Origin of the sequence: Cohnella rhizosphaerae, from assembly GCF_029525575.1 — a bacterium.
GTDB classification, from domain to species: domain Bacteria; phylum Bacillota; class Bacilli; order Paenibacillales; family Paenibacillaceae; genus Cohnella; species Cohnella rhizosphaerae.
On record NZ_JAPDIA010000001.1, the window covers coordinates 693,633 to 711,912 of the forward strand.

At 57.1% G+C, this 18,280-nt stretch carries 17 protein-coding genes and 3 pseudogenes; 4 read left to right on the plus strand and 16 right to left on the minus strand.

The genetic code is table 11. The features are described from left to right. Window positions 1-7: 7 nt before the first annotated feature. The 5 genes from OMP40_RS03250 to OMP40_RS03270 form a co-directional block, all read right to left on the minus strand. The gene (locus OMP40_RS03250; protein ID WP_277529073.1) at window positions 8-343 is read right to left on the minus strand and encodes a hypothetical protein; all 336 of its coding nucleotides are present in this window, start codon (window positions 341-343) and stop codon (window positions 8-10) included. Window positions 344-643: 300 nt separating this feature from the next. After that, complete coding sequence (locus OMP40_RS03255; RefSeq protein ID WP_277529074.1) at window positions 644-1,582, minus strand: ImmA/IrrE family metallo-endopeptidase; 939 nt, start codon at window positions 1,580-1,582, stop codon at window positions 644-646. Next, window positions 1,569-1,862, minus strand: coding sequence for a helix-turn-helix domain-containing protein (locus OMP40_RS03260; RefSeq protein ID WP_277529075.1), 294 nt, complete (start codon window positions 1,860-1,862; stop codon window positions 1,569-1,571). Before OMP40_RS03260 ends, OMP40_RS03255 begins: the two co-directional genes overlap by 14 nt. Window positions 1,863-1,883: 21 nt before the next feature. Then, the gene (locus OMP40_RS03265; protein WP_277529076.1) at window positions 1,884-2,243 is read right to left on the minus strand and encodes a hypothetical protein; all 360 of its coding nucleotides are present in this window, start codon (window positions 2,241-2,243) and stop codon (window positions 1,884-1,886) included. Continuing rightward, window positions 2,221-2,634 (minus strand): hypothetical protein, encoded by a 414-nt coding sequence (locus tag OMP40_RS03270; protein ID WP_277529077.1) that lies wholly within the window; start codon window positions 2,632-2,634, stop codon window positions 2,221-2,223. Before OMP40_RS03270 ends, OMP40_RS03265 begins: the two co-directional genes overlap by 23 nt. Window positions 2,635-2,949: 315 nt before the next feature. Here OMP40_RS03270 and OMP40_RS03275 point away from each other — a divergent pair, with 315 nt between their 5' ends. Together OMP40_RS03275 and OMP40_RS03280 are read left to right on the plus strand one after the other, a co-directional pair. Next, the gene (locus OMP40_RS03275; protein ID WP_277529078.1) at window positions 2,950-3,084 is read left to right on the plus strand and encodes a hypothetical protein; all 135 of its coding nucleotides are present in this window, start codon (window positions 2,950-2,952) and stop codon (window positions 3,082-3,084) included. Beyond that, on the plus strand, window positions 3,053-3,700 hold the full coding sequence (locus tag OMP40_RS03280) for a hypothetical protein (protein ID WP_277529079.1): 648 nt from the start codon (window positions 3,053-3,055) through the stop codon (window positions 3,698-3,700). The genes OMP40_RS03275 and OMP40_RS03280 overlap by 32 nt, the downstream gene beginning before the upstream one ends. Before the next feature lie 571 nt (window positions 3,701-4,271). Here the strand turns inward: OMP40_RS03280 and OMP40_RS03285 are convergent. The 3 genes and pseudogenes from OMP40_RS03285 to OMP40_RS03290 all read right to left on the minus strand — a co-directional run bounded on the left by OMP40_RS03285 (window position 4,272) and on the right by OMP40_RS03290 (window position 5,855). Then, window positions 4,272-4,832, minus strand: coding sequence for a TrmH family RNA methyltransferase (locus OMP40_RS03285; RefSeq protein WP_420871879.1), 561 nt, complete (start codon window positions 4,830-4,832; stop codon window positions 4,272-4,274). A gap of 98 nt (window positions 4,833-4,930) precedes the next feature. Continuing rightward, a pseudogene (locus OMP40_RS41145) lies at window positions 4,931-5,194 on the minus strand (TrmH family RNA methyltransferase); the annotation flags it as partial. Continuing rightward, window positions 5,181-5,855 (minus strand): potassium channel family protein, encoded by a 675-nt coding sequence (locus OMP40_RS03290; protein WP_277529081.1) that lies wholly within the window; start codon window positions 5,853-5,855, stop codon window positions 5,181-5,183. The pseudogene OMP40_RS41145 and the gene OMP40_RS03290, both read right to left, overlap by 14 nt. A gap of 290 nt (window positions 5,856-6,145) precedes the next feature. On the opposite strand from OMP40_RS03290, the gene OMP40_RS03300 reads away from it, so the two are divergent. Beyond that, entirely contained in the window at window positions 6,146-6,268 is a 123-nt protein-coding gene (locus tag OMP40_RS03300; RefSeq protein ID WP_277529082.1) for a hypothetical protein, read from the plus strand. A gap of 6 nt (window positions 6,269-6,274) precedes the next feature. On the opposite strand, the gene OMP40_RS03305 is transcribed toward OMP40_RS03300, so the two are convergent. From OMP40_RS03305 to OMP40_RS03325, 5 genes and pseudogenes are all read right to left on the minus strand, one after another. Then, window positions 6,275-7,438, minus strand: coding sequence for an alpha-D-ribose 1-methylphosphonate 5-triphosphate diphosphatase (locus tag OMP40_RS03305; RefSeq protein ID WP_277529083.1), 1,164 nt, complete (start codon window positions 7,436-7,438; stop codon window positions 6,275-6,277). A 226-nt stretch (window positions 7,439-7,664) separates the two neighbouring features. Then, window positions 7,665-8,150, minus strand: coding sequence for an Imm51 family immunity protein (locus tag OMP40_RS03310; protein ID WP_277529084.1), 486 nt, complete (start codon window positions 8,148-8,150; stop codon window positions 7,665-7,667). Next, window positions 8,074-8,925: an SMI1/KNR4 family protein gene (locus tag OMP40_RS03315; RefSeq protein ID WP_277529086.1), complete on the minus strand. Its 852-nt coding sequence runs from the start codon at window positions 8,923-8,925 to the stop codon at window positions 8,074-8,076. The genes OMP40_RS03310 and OMP40_RS03315 overlap by 77 nt, the downstream gene beginning before the upstream one ends. Window positions 8,926-9,118: 193 nt before the next feature. Continuing rightward, window positions 9,119-9,385: pseudogene (locus tag OMP40_RS03320) on the minus strand (tetratricopeptide repeat protein); the annotation flags it as partial. Between the two features lie 191 nt (window positions 9,386-9,576). Beyond that, window positions 9,577-10,668, minus strand: a complete 1,092-nt coding sequence (locus OMP40_RS03325) for a Gfo/Idh/MocA family protein (protein ID WP_277529088.1) — start codon at window positions 10,666-10,668, stop codon at window positions 9,577-9,579. A 186-nt stretch (window positions 10,669-10,854) separates the two neighbouring features. Here OMP40_RS03325 and OMP40_RS03330 point away from each other — a divergent pair. Then, window positions 10,855-11,788 (plus strand): annotated as a pseudogene (locus OMP40_RS03330) (NAD(P)/FAD-dependent oxidoreductase). A 177-nt stretch (window positions 11,789-11,965) separates the two neighbouring features. Here OMP40_RS03330 and OMP40_RS03335 read toward each other — a convergent pair. The 3 genes from OMP40_RS03335 to OMP40_RS03345 form a co-directional block, all read right to left on the minus strand. Beyond that, window positions 11,966-14,557, minus strand: coding sequence for an S-layer homology domain-containing protein (locus tag OMP40_RS03335; RefSeq protein WP_338131019.1), 2,592 nt, complete (start codon window positions 14,555-14,557; stop codon window positions 11,966-11,968). A 403-nt stretch (window positions 14,558-14,960) separates the two neighbouring features. Next, the gene (locus OMP40_RS03340; RefSeq protein ID WP_277529089.1) at window positions 14,961-16,409 is read right to left on the minus strand and encodes a hypothetical protein; all 1,449 of its coding nucleotides are present in this window, start codon (window positions 16,407-16,409) and stop codon (window positions 14,961-14,963) included. 395 nt (window positions 16,410-16,804) lie between these two features. After that, a complete protein-coding gene (locus OMP40_RS03345) occupies window positions 16,805-18,214 on the minus strand; it encodes an ABC transporter substrate-binding protein (RefSeq protein ID WP_277529091.1) in 1,410 nt (469 codons plus the stop codon). Window positions 18,215-18,280: the final 66 nt, after the last annotated feature.

Below are 18,280 nucleotides of genomic sequence, written 5' to 3' on the forward strand. Positions count from 1 at the left end.
AATAAATTCACTGTATAACTTTGTTTTTTTTAAACTCTGTTTTGTTCATTTTCTTTTGCAGCCGACTTAAAGAGTTGTTTTTGGGTTCCCGATCCAATTGAACTTCAAAATATAAACAATGAAACCTCAACAGTTTCTCCCAAGCACCAATCGTTTTAATAACACTATTAGTTAGAAAGTATCGATCGGAGAAGAACATATGATCAGCACTTTCAAACATGTCACAAAACAAATGACATTCAAATGTTGCATGATAAGCAAAGCGATGAACTTCTTCAAGCAAAGAAAACATATACTCTCTTGCTTGATGTGAACCACTTAAATAAAACGAATGATTATCCATATGTTTGAGAATCTCTTCATTTTCAACAAAATAATCAAACTTATCATTTAGTAATTTGTTCCGAATAATGATTTCAAGAGAACTATGCCTGATTTCAGAAAATCTCTTTTTTTAATGTTTTGGTACAATCAATACAAACATATTGGCCTGGTGTATTTGTGAATATTTCAAATGGAATGGAAGTATCTAATTTCTTCCCACATCCAATGCAAAATCCAATATCATTATCCAAGCAGTATCCACCTTTTTCGATAAAATGAAAACGAATTGTACACCGCACAACACGTTGTCAGAAATGAATTAACGTCCGTTGCTTTCATTCTCAAACTCTTTAAAATGCAAAAGTGACTCCATGCTCACCTTCTCCGACTTCTCATTGAGCATGCCCTTCTTTAAATTGAGCAAATACTCAACCATGTCTTGCGAGAGCTTAAATCCGTTTGCTTCAATTATGTCTCTTGGTTTTAATATATTGTTATCCAACAACATTTCAACAGCCTTGCTTATAAGTATCGGCTGAGGTACCGCAAGAATATCATCTAATGGCTCTTTCTTTCTAAGCCCCTTTTGATTCATTTGCTTCATAAGATATGTGTACTGATTGTAGTTGATGATCTCAAGATGAAACGCCCTTACTATCATCGCCTGAATGGACACTTTCCACTTTTTCTTAAGCTCAATATAGAAGCTTAAGTTATTGGGATAATGGAGGTCTTTCTTAAAAGCATCTCTCGGTAATAAAAATGCTCCTGCAAAAGCATCTGCTTGTTGCTCAATAAGTCGATGCTCTTCAAGGTATATATCATTAAAATCTGTATTCCAATTATGAAGTACCATGTGACCTAACTCATGAGCAGTGTCGAACTGCCTTCTGCTTGCGGATTGTTTGCCATCCCCAAGTACAATTATATATCTCTCTTTATTGCGAACCATTTGTCTTTGGCTAAAGGCATCTATTTTTTCTGTATCAGTAGCTAACGATGTCATAATAAAACCGTTTTTCTCCAACAAAAATACAATATTGGTGATAGGTTCTTCCCCTAACCCCCAAAAATTACGTAAAGATAGTGCAATCTGTTCGATATGATCACGTTCAAGTAGCTTAGGATTATCAAGATAAGGCTCCGGTAATTCAATTAAATCTTTTACACTCGGCAAATTCATTTGAGGAAAATCTATATAATTCTCGAGAAAATCACAAATTTTTGAAAAGTATTTTGTTTTCTCAACTTGCGACAATCGTTCTTTTTTTTGATGTACTAACTAAAGATCTAAAAAAAGTATTACCAACTTGAACTTCTTCAATATTATCCTTCTCGTAAAAATATTCTCTAGGAAATTTCAAAACAAACATTAGTCTCATAAGAGTTTCTAATGTCGGCTTTGTTTTCCCATTCTCAAATTGAGAAATTGCTTGCTTGGACACTCCTGATGCATCGGCGAGTTCAGATATCGTAAGCCCCATGAAAATTCTTGCTGACTTTAATCTATTTTGGTTAAAGGCATTTACGACAGCCATAATTTATCCCTCTCAAAATCTTTATTTTTCACTGTTGTCTTTTTCTTGACCCTTCAGCTTCAGCAGCCCTGTAATAATTTGTTTTTGCATTTCATCCGTAAGGTCAGTATGCTCAACCTTAACAGTAGAGCCGACTGTTTCATCTTGATTATCATATGTTACGATAAATTCACTCATATCTTCTTCATTAATTGGCTTTTGTTTTAGATTGGAACTTGGAATTCTTGACTTAACAAAGAGCAAATTACCTCGAACCACATCATAAGTAATGATGTGAACAAGTTCAACATCAATATTTCTGATTACATCTTTGACCTTCTGCTCAACTAAGTATTCCTTCTGAGTTCCAACTTTATTGTTATCTTCTCCAAAAAAGGACAAGCTGTCCAGTCAGCTCAACTGGTGTTTTGGATAAGTGTCTATTTATATAGGCATAAGCCTTTAAATAATGAACGGCAAGCGATTCATCTTCCTTGGATTCGACTTGTTCTTTGTATGTGCCTTCTCTAATAAGTACATATAAATGTTTATCTTCTTTGTTATACATACGGATATGTTCAAATCCATTTTCTGCGTAAACATCGATCATATAGCTATCCTTAAAATTATCGCAAACAACTTGATTAACTTCATCAGAGGTTCCATTTCTATATTTGTTTTTGGTTATCCCGTTATCCGCATTCTTTTTTTCATAATTCAGCATTGCACCAATAGACAATGATTCAACAAACTTCCTTTTTTCTTCTAAACTACGAAAAGTATTCAACGTCAACGGGATCATCCTCTCCAACTCATCTTGTACATAATTTTACTATTTGCTTATGTTTTTGTCTAGTGAATTGTTAAATTATAGATCTTTCATACATACTAACGACCGAACGCCTCATCTTTATCTACTAAATATTAATGTAAAGATCTATCTCTTCTCTTCATTTTTTTTAGATAAAAGGCTTCACTCTTTATTAAAATTGGATCAGATAAACATTAAGCTAAACTGGCTGATCTCATAAGCATGGTTAGTTATTAACGAGGAACCACCAGAAATTTCTTATCCAAAGTAAAGTTTCAATGAAGGAGATCAATATAAATGTCTGAGAATAGATTAAAAACCATCATTGGCAAGGAGTATACCGACAACCCTATCGTCAATTTTTTAAAATACTTGATGCATGATCCTAAGCGACCAGGTTATGGTGGTGAAGAATGGCGTAAAAAAGAATGATTTGGATGTTGTGTGGTTAGATGGGGACTTGCATGCCGATACGATATTTTCTGTATGGTTTCCCTTGAAGATGAGTTTACAGTGCGTTGCAGGGGATACCTTTAGCTATCAAGGGATGAGAGGAACACCTCATAAGGGCATTGATTGCTATAACGGTATCATAGAGAACATTGATCGCTATTTGCCTTTTGAAAATGTTTTAGTTAAAGAGTTGTATCAATTTGCTGAATTATCTTCAACAAGAGCAAATGTAATGCGATTGCCTGAAAGACAAATGCAAAGACGTGGCATTTTCTATCGCGATCAAATGCCGAAAACCCTTTATGAATGCTTTGGGAGAGGAAGGTTTAATAAATATTTCGGAAGCGATGAATCGGTAACAAGGTGGATCGAAGAAGAGGATTTGGAAATGTTCTTTGAAGACAACTCGATTTCAAGGGATAACATTAAGCCTTTAATCCCTCGAATGCAAGCTTCTGAAACCGAGTGGCTAAAAGAGAGTAAAGACATCTTAGAGATGCTTGTCCAATATAATAAGATTCTACTTCAAAGAAGCGAAGCCTTACAGGCTAAGGGTGTAGGAGAGTTTTATGGCGTTTATTTATTCGATGAGTGACATACATGGTGAAATCGACATTTTCTTCGAATGCCTAACATTTTAACTTAAACGCCTTCCCTATCTCCTTCTCCTTTTATTCCTGCTACTTTGTAATCTGCAAAAAATAAGTGTCCCGAAACTTGCCCTAATCCAACACGCCAAATCCCTTACTCCCCCCAAGCCCTCTCCCCCTATTTTTGGGAAAAAGATTCGTGTCCCATCATGACAGCTAATTAAGGTGAGAATTTGGAAGATAACTAGTTCAAATGTGAACGAAACCGAATAAAAATTGATGTCCAAAATGCAGTAAACGACAGGAGAAAGACAGAAAAAATAGACAGAGAAAAGCGAAGTCAGGATTAAACACCTGGGAAAAGGCTTGGGGGAAAACCGAGAAAAGCCTTGATAGGCTTGGGTTCTTGCTTGAGAAAACACCAGAAAAGGCTTGAGAAAAATCTTAATAAATAGAGAAAAAGACTGGGGAGTTGGTTGGGTGAAGCTCTACCAGCATCCAGTCTTTAGTGATTTAGAGACAGTTGTTTTTATTCAGGGACAGTTATTTGGGGATTGGACAGGAATTGTTTGTTGGTCACATAAGCCGCTGGCGCTGCGCCTCGAACAGCAGCACCGTCGCCGCCATCGCAACGTTCAGCGACTCGGCGTAGCCGGTCATCGGAATGATGACCGGGCGGTCGATCATCGCCTGGACGGCCGGCGACAAGCCGGCGCCTTCGTTGCCGAACAGCAGCCAGACGCCGCTGCCGGTCAGATCGAGGTCATAGCAGGAGAATTCCGCCTGCAAGCTCGTGCCGTACAGCACGGCGCCGCGCGCCTTGGCTTCGGGCAACAGCTCGGTCAAATCGGCCTCGATCGTCGGCACGCGGAAGAGCGAGCCCATCGTGGCGCGCAGCGTCTTGGCGTTGTACAAGTCGGCCGTGCCCTTGCCGAGCACGACGGCCGACGCGCCGCTCGCCGCGGCGCAGCGCACGATCGTGCCGACGTTGCCGGGATCCTGCACGCCGTCCAGCACGACGATGGGCCCGCGCGCGCGCGAAGGGGCCGCGCCGCCCGGTCCGACGCCTTCGGCTTGAGCCGCTTCCCCCGCGGGCTGAAGGTCGGGCGCGATGTGCGTCGGCACCTGCTTCTGCATAAAGCGCCGCCGGATCGAAGCCCTTTTTTAAGCGCGACCGCGAACACCGGCTGCGGCGCCTCGGTCTCGCTGCACTTCGCGATAATGTCCGGCGATGCGGGAATCCACTCGGGACCCGCGCTGCGCCGGTCGCCCGCAGAAGCCCGCTCCGCATACGGCAGCAGCTCCTGCGGCAGTCCGAAGCTCTCGTCGAAGACGACGGCCTCGAGCGGCCAGCCCGCAGCTAGCGCCTCTACGACCAGATGGACGCCCTCCAGCTTGAAGCGCCCGCTCTGCTGCCGGTATTTGCGCTCCGACAGCTTGGCCCATCCCTTCACGCGCGGATTGGCGAGCGAGGTGAGCGCGGGTTCAAAGATTGGCATAGGCTTGCTCCAATTGCAGCAGTTGGCCGTTGTTGCCCACAATAACGAGCACGTCTGCGCGCTGCAGCGGCTTGTCCGCTCGCGGCGTGACGTCCATTTTTTCCCCGCCGTGCTTGATCGCCATCACGTTGCATCCGAACCTCACGCGAAAATCGAGCTCCCGCAGCGTCTTGCCCGCCATGTTCGAAGGCACCTGCAGCTCGACGATGCTGTAGTCCGGAGAAAGCTCGATATGCTCGATAATGTTCGGGGAGATCAGGTGATGCGCGACCCGCAGTCCCATATCCCGTTCGGGGAATACGACCTTGTCTGCGCCGATCTTGCTGAGCACCTTGCCGTGAAGCTCGTTCTGCGCCTTGACGATAATTTTCGGTACGCCAAGGTCCTTCAGGATCAGCGTCGTCAGAATACTCGCCTGGATATCCTGACCGATCGCGACGACCACGACGTCCAGATTGCGGATGCCGAGCGCCTTCAGCGCTTCCTCGTCGGTCGAATCCGCGGAGACGGCGTGCGTGACGACGTTCGCCATATCCTGCACGCGCTCCTGACTCTCGTCGACCGCGAGCACCTCGTAGCCCATTTTCGCCAAATATTGCGCGACGCTCGAGCCGAACCGCCCGAGTCCGATGACGGCGAACTGCTTTTTGCCCTTGGCCATGCCGAAGGTTCCTCCTCGTTGTTGCCTTGCCGGCTTCGCTTTTCGTGTTTTCCATTATAACACGGACCCGGGCGCCGGATAACCGCCATTGCGGACGGAGACGCTATATTCGCGGCAGGCCCGGTCATGCCGGCGCCTGCGGACGACCGCTTCGAGGAGGATCCGAACCGTGAACATCACCCTGCGAGAAGCCATCTTCAAACGCGTCGAAGGCAAAAGCAAAGCAGAGCTGCGCGCGACGATCGACGAGTCGATCGGCAATGCCGAGGCGACGCTCCCCCGGTATCGGCGTGCTCTTCGAGACAATCTGGGCGCACAGCGCCGAAGCGACGCGCGAGCAGCTCGTCGACACCCTGCATGCCCAGCTTGCGGCGCGAACCCAGGAGACGGACGACGTACCCTCGCCCTCCTGATCGCCCTTACATCCGGTAATCCCGCGTCTGCGACACGACCGCGCCTTCGACGATCGTATCGGTGACGACCGGCACGCCGCCGATCGTTCGGACAACGAGCAAATCCGCCAGCTTGCCCGGCTCGATCGAACCGATCCGCGCCGCTTGTCCGAGCGCCGAAGCCGGTTCGAGCGTGGCCATCCGCACGGCCTCATGGAGCGGAATACCGTCCGCATGCATGCCGAACAACGATTGAAGCAGCGACGCCGGATGATAATCGGAGCAAACGATGTCGGCGGCGCCGACCCTGACGGCATCCATCGCCGTCAGGTTTTTGTCGTGGGAGCCGCCGCGCACGATGTTCGGCGCGCCGAGGCATATTTTCATTCCGCGTCCCGTTGCGTATGCGGCCGTCTCCAGATTCAGCGGAAATTCGCTGATCGACGCGCCGAACGCCATCGACCGGTCGGCCTGCTCCGGCGTATCGTCGTCATGCGACGCGACGGCGATGCCGTGCTGCCTGGCAAGGCCGGTGAGCCGGCGCAGCTTGTCCCAATCGATCAACGCCCGGCGCGCCTGCAGCTCCTCGACGATCCGCTCGCATTCCTCCGCGTCGACGCCCTGATTTTTCATCACATAACGCTGAAAGGCGCCCGGCCGACGGTACTGGCCCTGCCCCGGCGCATGGTCCATCAACGACAAATACTCGATCTGACCCTCGCGAATGAGACGTTCGGCAAGCGGAAAGCCCGTCAGATGCGACACCTCGTAGCGCAGATGGACGCGATGGCGAATCATCGACCTCGCTGCGGCGAGCCGCCGAATCGTACCGATCATCTCCGACACGAGATGCTCGCCCCGAAGGCTGAGGCCCACGCCGAGCGACAGCGAATGATACATCGTCGTAATCCCGTGCCCCGCAAGCTTGCGCTCGAACTGCAGGAACGCCATTTCCATCGGAAAAAGCGTGTTCGGCCGCGGCTCGACCTCCTTCTCGATCGCGTCGCAATGAATGTCGACGAGCCCCGGCAGCACATAGGCGCCCTCCGCGTCGATCGACCGCACGTTCCCGCTCGGGGCAGCGCCGCCGCCTATACCGGCGATCCGTCCGTTTTCGACGAAAATATCGGCCTGCTCCACTCCATCTGGCAGCACCACGCTGCCGTTTCGAATCCATAGCCTGCTTTCCATCGTTCCGCTCTCCCCCGGCCAAGCCTTTTCGATAAACCTAGTATTCCACAAACGCCCTTGGGGGAGCAACCGGACTTTGGGGCGGGGGGGAGTTGTACGTTTTTTCCGTGTTAATTTGCTACCTGAAGGCGGTTCCTGCACGAGTTGCGCGGTTTTTCCGCGCTACGCCTCCACCAACGGCGATTTCTACGCGAGTTGCACGGTTTTTCCGTGCTGCTCCGATGCGTCAGTCAAGCTCGGCCCGGGAAAACAAGTCCTGGATCAACGCGTCGTCCTCGCAGGCCGCCTTAAAAGCGCGGGCGAAGCGGACGATCGCCTCACGGTCGTCGGCGTAGGCGCAGAACATGCTGCCTTCGGGATCCAACTTTACGACGCCGGACAGCTCCGGCATCCGCTCCTTGAGGAATACGGCAGCAAGCGACGCCCAATCGTAGCCGCTGCCTTCAAAGCCCTCGTCCTCCCGCGACCGGAACAGCGCTTCCTTATATTCGCCGACATTCAAAATGACAGACGCGCCGTTGTCGTGCACAATGAGCTTGAACGGCGCCAGCGCTTCTTCTGGCGCGCTGTCGTCGCCGCCTCGCCCATCCGCCGCGGCCTCCGATTGAAGCTGTGCGATCACTTCTGCCGCCGCTTCATCGGTGAACCGCAAACCGCCGTTTTCCGATACGATCAGCCCCTGTTCCAGCCGTTCGTCCAGCCAATCCGACACGAAATCCGGCGCATAGCCGTTCGTGGCGAACCCCCGCGCCGAACACGAGCATCTCCGGATAGCGCGCCAGGTAGGCCCCACGGTCCGTCCGCGGATACGTCTTCGTATATAGCCAGAACTGCACGTCGTACATCAGCTTCGACAACTTGTCGGCATGGAGAGAAAAGTATCCTTTCTCCTCCACGACTTTTTTGCACACGGCGCGGATGAGTCGCCCGACCGTCTCGACTTCCGTCGCATTGCCGCACAGCTCCGCCAGCAACGGCGTGAACTGGCCGTCGGTCACCCGCAGCAGATCCTGTTCCGCATCCGACGCCGACGTGTCGAACGCCTCTTCGTCCACCAGTCCGCGAACAAAGTCCTCGAAGCTAGAGGCCAGGAAGGTGATTCGATAATCCTGCTCCTGATCGACATGGACGACCTGAGGCTCGCCCTGCGGACCGCAAGCGCGGTAATCGAGCATGACGACGTCATGGCCGGCGGAAGGGCAATCGCAAAATACGACGCCGATGTCGGGATAGCCCCACTCCTCGATCATGAACCGGCTCCCGAGCGACCCGCACAGCGAATAGTCTTTGTCCTTGCCGATGCCCATGATGCCTTCAATCGCGATATGGTCGTCCGCCCAGGAAGTCGGCACCTCCGTCGGAAAACAAGTATTGCGCGGAATACCGCCGTTTTGAAGCTTCATCAAGCGAATGTATGCGGCAGGAAGCTTGTAGCCGAGCGCCTCCTCGACTTCGGCGATCAGCGCGTCCGACGGCGGATCGGACACGTAGGCGTCGCGCGCATAATCGCTGTCTGCCCAAAAATCCGAAAAGTCCGATTGCCCCAACGGAACCTCGGAGGGGGAAGCGGGACGGCGCCGGCTTGGCGACAATCCGTCCGGCTTCCTTGCGGCTCGCGCTCAGCAGCGTCAACGTCAGCTCGTCCGAGGGATCGAGACGGTCAGCCAGATCGAATGCCGCGATCGCTTCCTCATACCGATTCAGATAATAGTAGGCGTACCCGGTCCGAAAATGCCAGAGCGGGTCCTCGGCGCCCTGCTCAGCGACCGACTGCAGCAGTACCAGCGCCTCCTCGTATCGGTTAAGGTTGTTGTAGGCTCTGGCCAGGTGGCTGGTAAGCGTATAATCCCGCTCGCCCGCGGGAATCCCCTCGACCTTCTCGACGATCTTGCCGTAGCTGCTCTTGCGATGCCAGTCGGTCAATTGCCCGATCAAGTCTTTAGCCATGGTCCGCCTCCGATGATGTATAAATTGGGGATTTCAAAAATAATCCAATTAAATTTACCCCATATTCACGCATCGTTCAACAGCGTCGACCGACGCGGCGGCGGGCAATCTGCGCAAGGCAATCGCGACAAAGCCCGGACGGCCTCCGGCCGTCCGGGCTTGCGCAAAAACTGGGTAAAACCGGGCCTGCCTTACTCGAAGCCGCCCTCCGGCATGATCGCCGGGCGCTCCGCCAGCGCTTCGAGCGGGATATGACGGTCCTCGGCAGAGGCCTGGAGCAGTCCGTTCATCGTCTCGAGCACGTGCAGCGCCAGCTGTCCGGACGCCCGGTGCGGGCGGCCTTCGGCGATCGCGCGCGCCATGTCGATGACGCCGATGCCGCGCATATTGTCGTCGTAGCCGAACGAGAGCGGCACATCCTCATAGTCGCCGCCCGGCTTGCGGAGCTTGACCGGACCGCCGAACGTATTCGGATCCGGTACGCGCAGCGTGCCTTCGGTGCCGTGAATCTCGATCATGTTGGTCAGATTCGTGCCGGCCGCGACGTCGAAGCTCGTGATCAGCGTGCCGACGGCGCCGGATGCGAAGTCCAGTACGCCCGCGATATGCGTCGGCGTCTCGACCGGAATGCGCTCGCCCTTCTTGGCGCCGCTGCCGACGACGCGCTCCGGCAGCGAGATCGCGGCGGAAGCGGTGACGCGGCGGATGCCGCCGAGCAGGAAGATGAACGCGGTCAGATAATACGGGCCCATATCGAACAGCGGGCCGCCGCCCTTTTGGTAGAAGAAAATCGGATCCGGATGCCAGGCTTCGGGGCCGCTGCCCATCATGAAGCCCGTCGCCGCGACCGGCCGGCCGATCGCGCCTTCGTCGATCAGCTTGCGGCAGGTCTGGATGCCGCCGCCCAGGAACGTCTCCGGCGCGCAGGCGATGCGCAAGCCCTTGGACTCGGCCAGCGCGACGACGTCGCGGCCATCCTGGAGTTCGACCGCAAGCGGCTTTTCCAGATAGACGTGCTTGCCCGCTTCGAGCGCGCGGCGGCTGATCTCGGCATGCGAAGCCGGGATCGTCAAGTTGACGACGATGTCGATCTCCGGATCCGCGAGCAGCTCCTCGACGGTGCATGCCTTCGGCACGCCGAACTCCTGCGCCCGCGAACGCGCGCGCTCGACGTCGATGTCCGCGCATGCGACGACCCGCACGTCGGATGAAGCCGTCAGGTTTTTCAAATAAATGGCGCTGATATTGCCGCAGCCGATCAAACCGATCCGGTTGTTGCTCACGTTTATCATCATACTCCTTCGCTTTTGGGTTAATCGCTTTCATTATAACGCTTGCCGTCCACGCATTGTTGTCCGTTTCTTGTTCGATTTTGGGTACGCGCGCGAAAACCGATTGCATAACGCGAAGCCTATCCGCTATAATCGTGGATATAAAGAATCTATAATATCACTAAAAGGAGCGAGTACATGGAACAGTTATTGGATGCGGCGATCATCGGAGGCGGGCCGGCGGGACTGAATGCGGCGCTCGTGCTGGGGGAGAGCCAGAAAAAACGTAATCGTAATCGACGAGGGGCTTCCCCGCAATCGCGTCACGCACGAGTCGCACGGCTTTCTGACGAGAGACGGGATCAAGCCCGACGAATTCAGACGCATCGCCGTCGAGCAGATCCGCGCATACCCTTCCGTCCGGTTCGCAGCGGATATCGCCATCGAGATCGGCGGAGCGGACGGCGACTTCAAGATCGCGACCAAGAAGGGCGATACCTACCTCGCTAAAAAGCTGCTGTTCGCCGTCGGCAAAAAGGATCGGCTGCCCGAAATCGAAGGCTTGACCGACGTATACGGAAAAAGCGCGTTCGTCTGCCCTTATTGCGACGGCTGGGAGCTGCGCGATCGGCAGCTTGCCGTCATCGCCAAAGGAGAACGCGCGTTTCATTTCGCCAAGACGATCCTTGGCTGGTCGGAACGTATCGCCTTGTTCACCAACGGTCCGGACGAGCTGTCGGACGCGCAGCGCGAAGAGCTGCGCGTACGGAACATTCCGCTGCATGACGCGCCGATCCGCCGGATCGTCTCCGAGGACGGCATGGTTAACCAGGTCGAGCTCGAAGACGGTTCCTCCATTCCCTGCACCGGAATCTTTTTCGCGCCGACGCTGGCGGCCGGCTCCGACCTGCCCCAGGCGCTCGGCTGCGAGCTGACCCCGACCGGCAGCGTGACGGCGACCGATGCGCTGGGCAAGTCGAGCATACCCGGCGTATACGTCGCCGGCGACATCGCGACCGAGATGAACCAGCTCATTCAGGCCGCGGCGATGGGCGCGATGGCCGGCGCCGGCATCAATTCGGAGCTGCTGGCGGAAGCCTGGGAGGCGCGGGGACAAGGGACGCAAAGCTGATCAATGCAGTTGTTTGAGATAGCGGCTGGGGGTAAAAATCCTGCACTTTTGCGCGGTAGACAAGCCGATCGAAGGTGAGCCCGCCTCGATCGAGTGCTTTTACACGATAGTCGGTCCGCCTTTTTCGCAAAAATAAAAGAGCCGTACCGCGGAGGTACGGCTCTTCGGCTTACGCTTTTAAATCGACAGCCACCGCGCGAGCATGGCGGCCGCCTGCGCCCGGCTGACGATGCCCGCCGGCGCGAGTCCGACGCCCGGCAGCCCGTTCAACAGGCCGCGGTCGATCGCGAACAAGGCCGCCTGCTCCGCCCAAGGCGCAATCTGTCCGGCTTCAACGAACGCGGACCCGTCCAGGGTTGACGCCGGGACCGCCTCGCCGGGATGCGCCGCTTCGTAGGCGCGAAGCAGCATGACCGCCGCTTCCTGGCGGGTGATCGGATCGGAAGGCCCGAAGCGGCCGTCGTCTCTGCCCCGGAGGATGCCGAGCGCGGCAGCCGCGCGGACCGCGAACGCATAGTAGGCTTCTGCCGGAATGTCCGGGAAGGCCGGCGCGTCCGCCGTTGCCGCAAGGCCCGCCGCTTGGACGAGCATCGTCGCGAACTCGGCCCGCGTCACCGCGCGGAGCGGCTCGAACCGGTTGTTGCCGACACCTTGGACGATATGCTTCGCCGACAGCGACTTGATGCCGCCCGCGGCCCAATGTCCGGCGGGCACGTCGTCGTAAATGCGGTCGAAAACCAGCACGGCGTACACGCTAAAATGGTTGACCGTCGCCGTGACGACATCGCCTTTGGCCTCGCCGCCAACGTAATCAGGCACTCCGACGCCAGGCATCGCGTAGATGCCCGCCAGCGCCCGATCCGCCCCTTCGGCCAGCTTCAGGGTCAGCTTCAGCCCTTCGTCGAATTGGTGAAGCGGCTTCTTGACGCCGGCAGCGCTCCTTACGCCGAGCTCCAGCTCGTACGCGTCTCCGGCCTGGCGATAGACCGCGGTCGCCGTCGAAGCGGCCGACAGCGTCTTCGCCGCCGCTTCGACCCCCGGCCGCCTGACGACATAAAGCTCGCCGCCCTGCCAGCCGCCGGCCGCGCGAAGCGCGGCAAGCTGCTTCAATACGCCCGGGTGCAGCTCGAGCGAAAAGCCGCCGTCCGCGAAAACGAGCGATTCGCCGAGCCCGAACGCCGCATCCGCCGGCACCCGCACCTCGGTCTTGCCGGCTGCGATCGCGACCGTCGACTTGCCGCCGGCCGGCGCAGGCAGCGAAGCGACCTGCTGCACCTCATCCGCAGCCGGCGTCGGCTGCGGCGATCCGGGCGGCGACGTCGGCACCGCCGTTCCCGCGATCCGGATCGTATCCAGCGCCGACCAGTCGTCGCCCCGGTCGCCCTCGATCGCGAGCTTGATGCCCGGCTTCCCGGTATCCGGGTCGAGGATGCCGACCAGCACCCGGTATTCGCCGCTCGCGAGCCCCGTCGGGATATCCAGCGGCAGCGTCGCTTCATAGTCGCCGGGCAGCCAGCCGCGAATATCGACGCCGCTCGCCTTCGTGACGCTCGACGCGACGACCCGTCCGTCCGCATCCGCCAGCGCGACGGCGACCGGCCAGTCGTAATAGAAAGGCGCGACGCCTTTGTTCGTCCACTGCGTCTTCACTTCGATCTGGTCGCCCGCGGCCGCCTCGCCGTCGTGCTTCACGGCATTCAATACGTACCGGTAGCCGATCGTCTTGCGGAACGTGTCCATGTTCTCTTGAATGTCCTGCGTGATCCCGCCCTTGCCCACCTCATAGTCCGCCGGCGCGGACGGTCCCAGCCAGGACGTATGGGACAGCCGCGCTTCCCGCAGCGACTCGACGATGCTGCCGTCGGCGAGCGAGAGCAGCGGATTGCCGCTCGTGAATTCGCCGCCGGAGAAGCTCGTTTTCCAGAAATCCGGCATCTTGGACGCCGCCTGCGCTTCGGCCGCGCTCTCGCCCGGTTCGATATACAGGCCGATGTCCGACCAGCCGTCGCGAATCCAGCTTAGCCAGGATTCCGTCGAGCCCTTATCGCCGAACACGTCGTTGAACAGCCCGAGGCCGCTTGCCGCCGCGATCGGGAACGGCTTGCGCATGCCGAGCAGCTTGTGCTTGAAGCCGTCCAGATAGTGCTGCACGTACCGGTCGGATACGGCGACGTTCGGGAACTTGCCCGACAGCGGCTCCGGGTAGTTGTGGAATTCGCCCCAGTGGCCGAGCGAACCGATCTGGACGTAGGCGATGCGCGGGTCCTCGTCGTAGCGGGCGGCGAGCGCCCCGATCATCCGCTCGTGCGCCTCGAGCAGCACGGGGAGATTGTAGTTCGGCGCGAAGCCCGCGCCGATCTCGGACGAGTCGTACCATTTGCCCGCGCCGTCCGCGGAGCCCGCCGCCTCGACCAGCTCGTCGTACAGCCAGTCGGGAATGTCTTTGTGCGCCGGGTCCGACGTCGGCGTATCCATCACGATACGAAGATTGATTTTTTTGCCGAGACTCGCCCAGTAAGCGAACTGGTACTTTTCCTCGATGCCCGCCCAATCGAACTCGCCCTTGACCGGTTCGAGCTCGCGCCAGCTGATGCCGGCATATACCATGCTGTGCGACTGCGCATAAGGCTCGCCGAGCGCCTTCTTCGGCACGTCCCGGGCCCAGGCGACCCAGCCGGTGTACGGGTTGTTCAGCACGTCGAACGATTCGCGCGGGTAGTAGACGCCCGCCTCGAACGGCTGCTCGACCAGCGCCTGCACCGTCAGCATCGGCCGGCCGAAGCCGGGCAGCGTCAGAACGTTTTTCGCCGCATAAGCGACCTTAAGCCCGCTATCCGTCGTTGCCCCGATCTGATCCAGATAAAGGTAGACGAGGTCGCTCGCCGCATCCGACACGTTCTGCACCTTGCCCGATGCCGTCCAGCCGGCGCCGGCGCCGTCATATCGATAAAGCGTGTTGCGCGACACTTTGTAATCGATGCCGCCGCCCGGCCAGCGCGCATCCTGCAGCCCGGTCGCGCCGTCCCCGTCTGCATCGATGAAGTATTCGTTCTGCGTATTCAGACCGCTGCCCTGCGCCAGCAAATACAGCTTCTCCCGGTCGCGAAGCGCGCGCAGCCGAATCGAGCCGCCGCTCGACGCCGCCTTGTTGTCGACGTCCGACCAGTCGCCGTCACGGCCGTCGACCGCGATCTGCGCGCCCCGTTCGGACAGGGCGGCCGGATAGCGCGCTGCACCGGATGCCGCCGGCGCATAGTCGGCGCCGACGCCCAGCGCGACCCGCACCGTCGAACTCGCCTCCCAGCCGCTCATGCCGACGACCGTCTCCAGCACGCTTTCGCCGGACGGCGCATACACGCTCGACACGACGCTCTCCGCCGCGCCAAGCGCTGCCCAGCTCCAGCCGCTGCCCGTGCTCTTGTATACCGTGCCGTTCTGCACCAGATAGTCGGCGCCGGTAGAGGCATATTGCCAGCCCTGATGGCCGGTCTCCGGATCGTTGTCCGCGTCGATGAACAGGTTTTTCTCGCCCGACAGGTCGTAGCCGTGCGCGAGCACGTACAGCCTGTCGTTTTTCACGAACGCCGACAGGTCCCGGATATTGCCGGTGCCCGTCGCGATCGGACGGATGCTTGACCACTCGGCGTCGTTGCCGTCCACCGTCACGCGAGGCAGCGAAGGCACGATCTTCGCCGCCTGGGCGGCCGGCGCCGGCGCGTACACCTCGCCGACGTTGAAGCCGATATATAGCGGCGCGGGGGGCTGTCATTCCGAGCTCCCCGAGCGGGGCGGACATCTCGATGACTTTGTCGTTGCCCGAACCGGACTCCGCGTACTGGATATCTTCCGCGGCGAGCTGACTCCAGCCCCAGCCGCTGCCGGTGCTGGCATACAGCGCGCCGTTTTCCATCATATAGTCGAAGCCGTAATCCGGCCACAGCCAGTTCGTCGTGAAGCCGGTGTCCTTGCTATGGTCCGTGTCGATAAAGACGTCGTTCCAGTCGCCCATTTTGCCGCTTACCATGACGCTCAGCGTGTCGCCGTTCGCCGCGGCGTACAGCTTCGTGAGTCCGTCCGCGGACACGGCGACCGGCTCGGAGCCGGACCAATCCGCCGGATCGCCGTCGACCGCGATGTCCGGGTCGGGTCCGAAGGCGGCCGCTTCGGCCTCGACGGCCAACATCGGCTTGCCCGCATCCGGCAGGAACGCGTTGGCCGCCGGCTCGGCATACGCCGCCTTCAACGGTGCCGACGCGGTCAAGCCAAGCAACCCGATATCGACCGCCGCCTCGGCGATCGTGCCCGAATTGGCGTACGCAGCCGTGCCGGCCGGCGTCCAAGCTCCGTCCGCATAGCGCTGCACCTGCGTGCCGACGATCCGGTAATCGATGCCGGTCGCATCGCTCCACGCCGGTTCCTGCGCGCCGGTCGCCGGATCGCCGTCCGCGTCGATCAAGAAGACGCCGCCCGGATCGACGGCAGTCCCCTCGGCCAGCAAGTACAGCATGCCCCCTCGCTGCACGGCCTTCAGCAGGCTGAGCGAGCCTCCGCCCACCGCCTCGTCCGCCGCGACCGCATCCCATTCGGACGGCGCGCCCGTGAATCGGGCCGGCGCTGCCAACGCCGACGCCTCCCCCCTTCCCCGCTTCCGCCGCCGTCGCCTCTCCGACCGTCGGCGCCAGGCCGGCGGCCAACGTCAGAGCCAGCCCCGCCGACAGCCACCTCTTCAGATGAGAGCGCTTACCTTTATTGCCTTTGCTCACCTTCAATCCATCGCTCACCTTCATTCCACCATCCAATTTCATTATTTCATCCACTTTCATTCCCCCATCCTCCTTCATCCCTTCGGCCAATCGCTTTAAAAGGCAAAAGAAAAGACAATGGGTTCTGCAGGCTTTGACGGACTGAATCAAAGTTAAATGCGGTTCCCATTGTCTTCTGCGCTATTCTTGTTGTTCGATCGATGCCGTTCGCGCCGGCGGACTTCGCGTCAAACGCCCGCCGGCGCTTCTTCGCTTATTTGCCGTAAAGCGACCCGATCTCCTTAACTACACCGTCAAGCTCGCCTTTGCCCGACAGCGCCGGCGCGAGCTTCTGCGGAATGATTTCCCACAGCAGCTTTTCCTTGCCGTCGAAGAACGGCGCGGAGATCGCGTATTTTTGCGCATCGATGAACGTCTGCTTGTTGTAGCCCTCGTCCTTGGCGAGGTAAGTCTCCGCGGCAGCCTTGTTGGCCGGGATCGACTGGCCCTGCTGCGCGAGCGCGATCTGTCCGTCCGGACCGCCCAGCCAGCTCAGCAGCGCCCAAGCCGCCTGCTCGTTTTTGCTGTATGGGCTCATTGCGTTGCCCGCCACCTGCACGACCGTCTTCGTTTCCTTGAACTTCGGCGGCAGCACCGTGTCGAACTTGATGTTCGCCTTGATGAATTCGCTGGCGGACCAGGAGCCCGCGAAGCTCATCGCGACCTTGCCCGTCGTCATCGTCAGGAACGGCTCCTTGGCGAGCGACTGGCTCTGGCTGAAGGTCGGCGTCACGTGATGCTTGGTGATCAGATCCCGGTAGAACTCCAGCACTTGCTTGGCTTCCGGCGATTCGAGACCGAGCGACTTGTCGTCGTTCACGAGCTTGCCGCCGTTGGACTCGATCTGAGGCTCGAGCACGGAGTCGGCGGAGCCGGCGGCATCTACGGTCAGACCCCATTGCACGATGTTTTTGGCGTCGAAGTCCGCATCCGCGGCCGTCTTGCCTTTACGATCGAGCGTCATCTTCTTGGCGATGTCAAGCGCCTGGTCCCAGGTCAGCTCGCCGGCAGGATAAGCGGCGCCGGCCGGATTCGTCTTGGGGTCGTCGAACAGCCCTTTATTATAGTAGAGGACGATCGTGTTGGCGTCGCGCGGCAGCGATACTTGCTTGCCGTCGACCTGGTGGGCGGCCAGCACCCCGGGCTCGAAGTTGCTCGTATCGAAGCCCGTCGAGGCGATCAGATCGGTCAAGTCCTTCATCGCGCCGATCTTGGCGTATTTATCCACATAGGCGTAACTGATCTTGTAAACGTCGGGCAGATCCTTGGCCGCGGCCTGCGCCGTCAGCGCCGTCCAGTAAGTGCCCCAGTCCTTGCTGACGACTTCGACCTCGACGTTCGGATACTTCTCGCTGAAGCCCTTGAGCAATTCCTTCGTCTGCTCGGTCTCCACGTTCGTTCCCCATTGCGCATACGTTACCTTGCCGGAGATATCGGCAGCGCTGGCCGGAGCCGATGCCGATCCGGACGCCGGCGCCGATGCGCTCGCCGAAGCGCCTGCCGAACCGCTGGATGCGGGAGACGAAGACGCGCCTTCATTGTTGTTGCTGCCGCATGCCGCCAGACTCATCGTTCCGATCAGACTCAGTACCGCGAGCTGCGCGATCCGTTTCTTTGTTTGCATGTTGAGCCCTCCTTGTACGTGGATGAATGATTGACCTGCCCCTCGATGCGCTCTCACGGGTGTCCC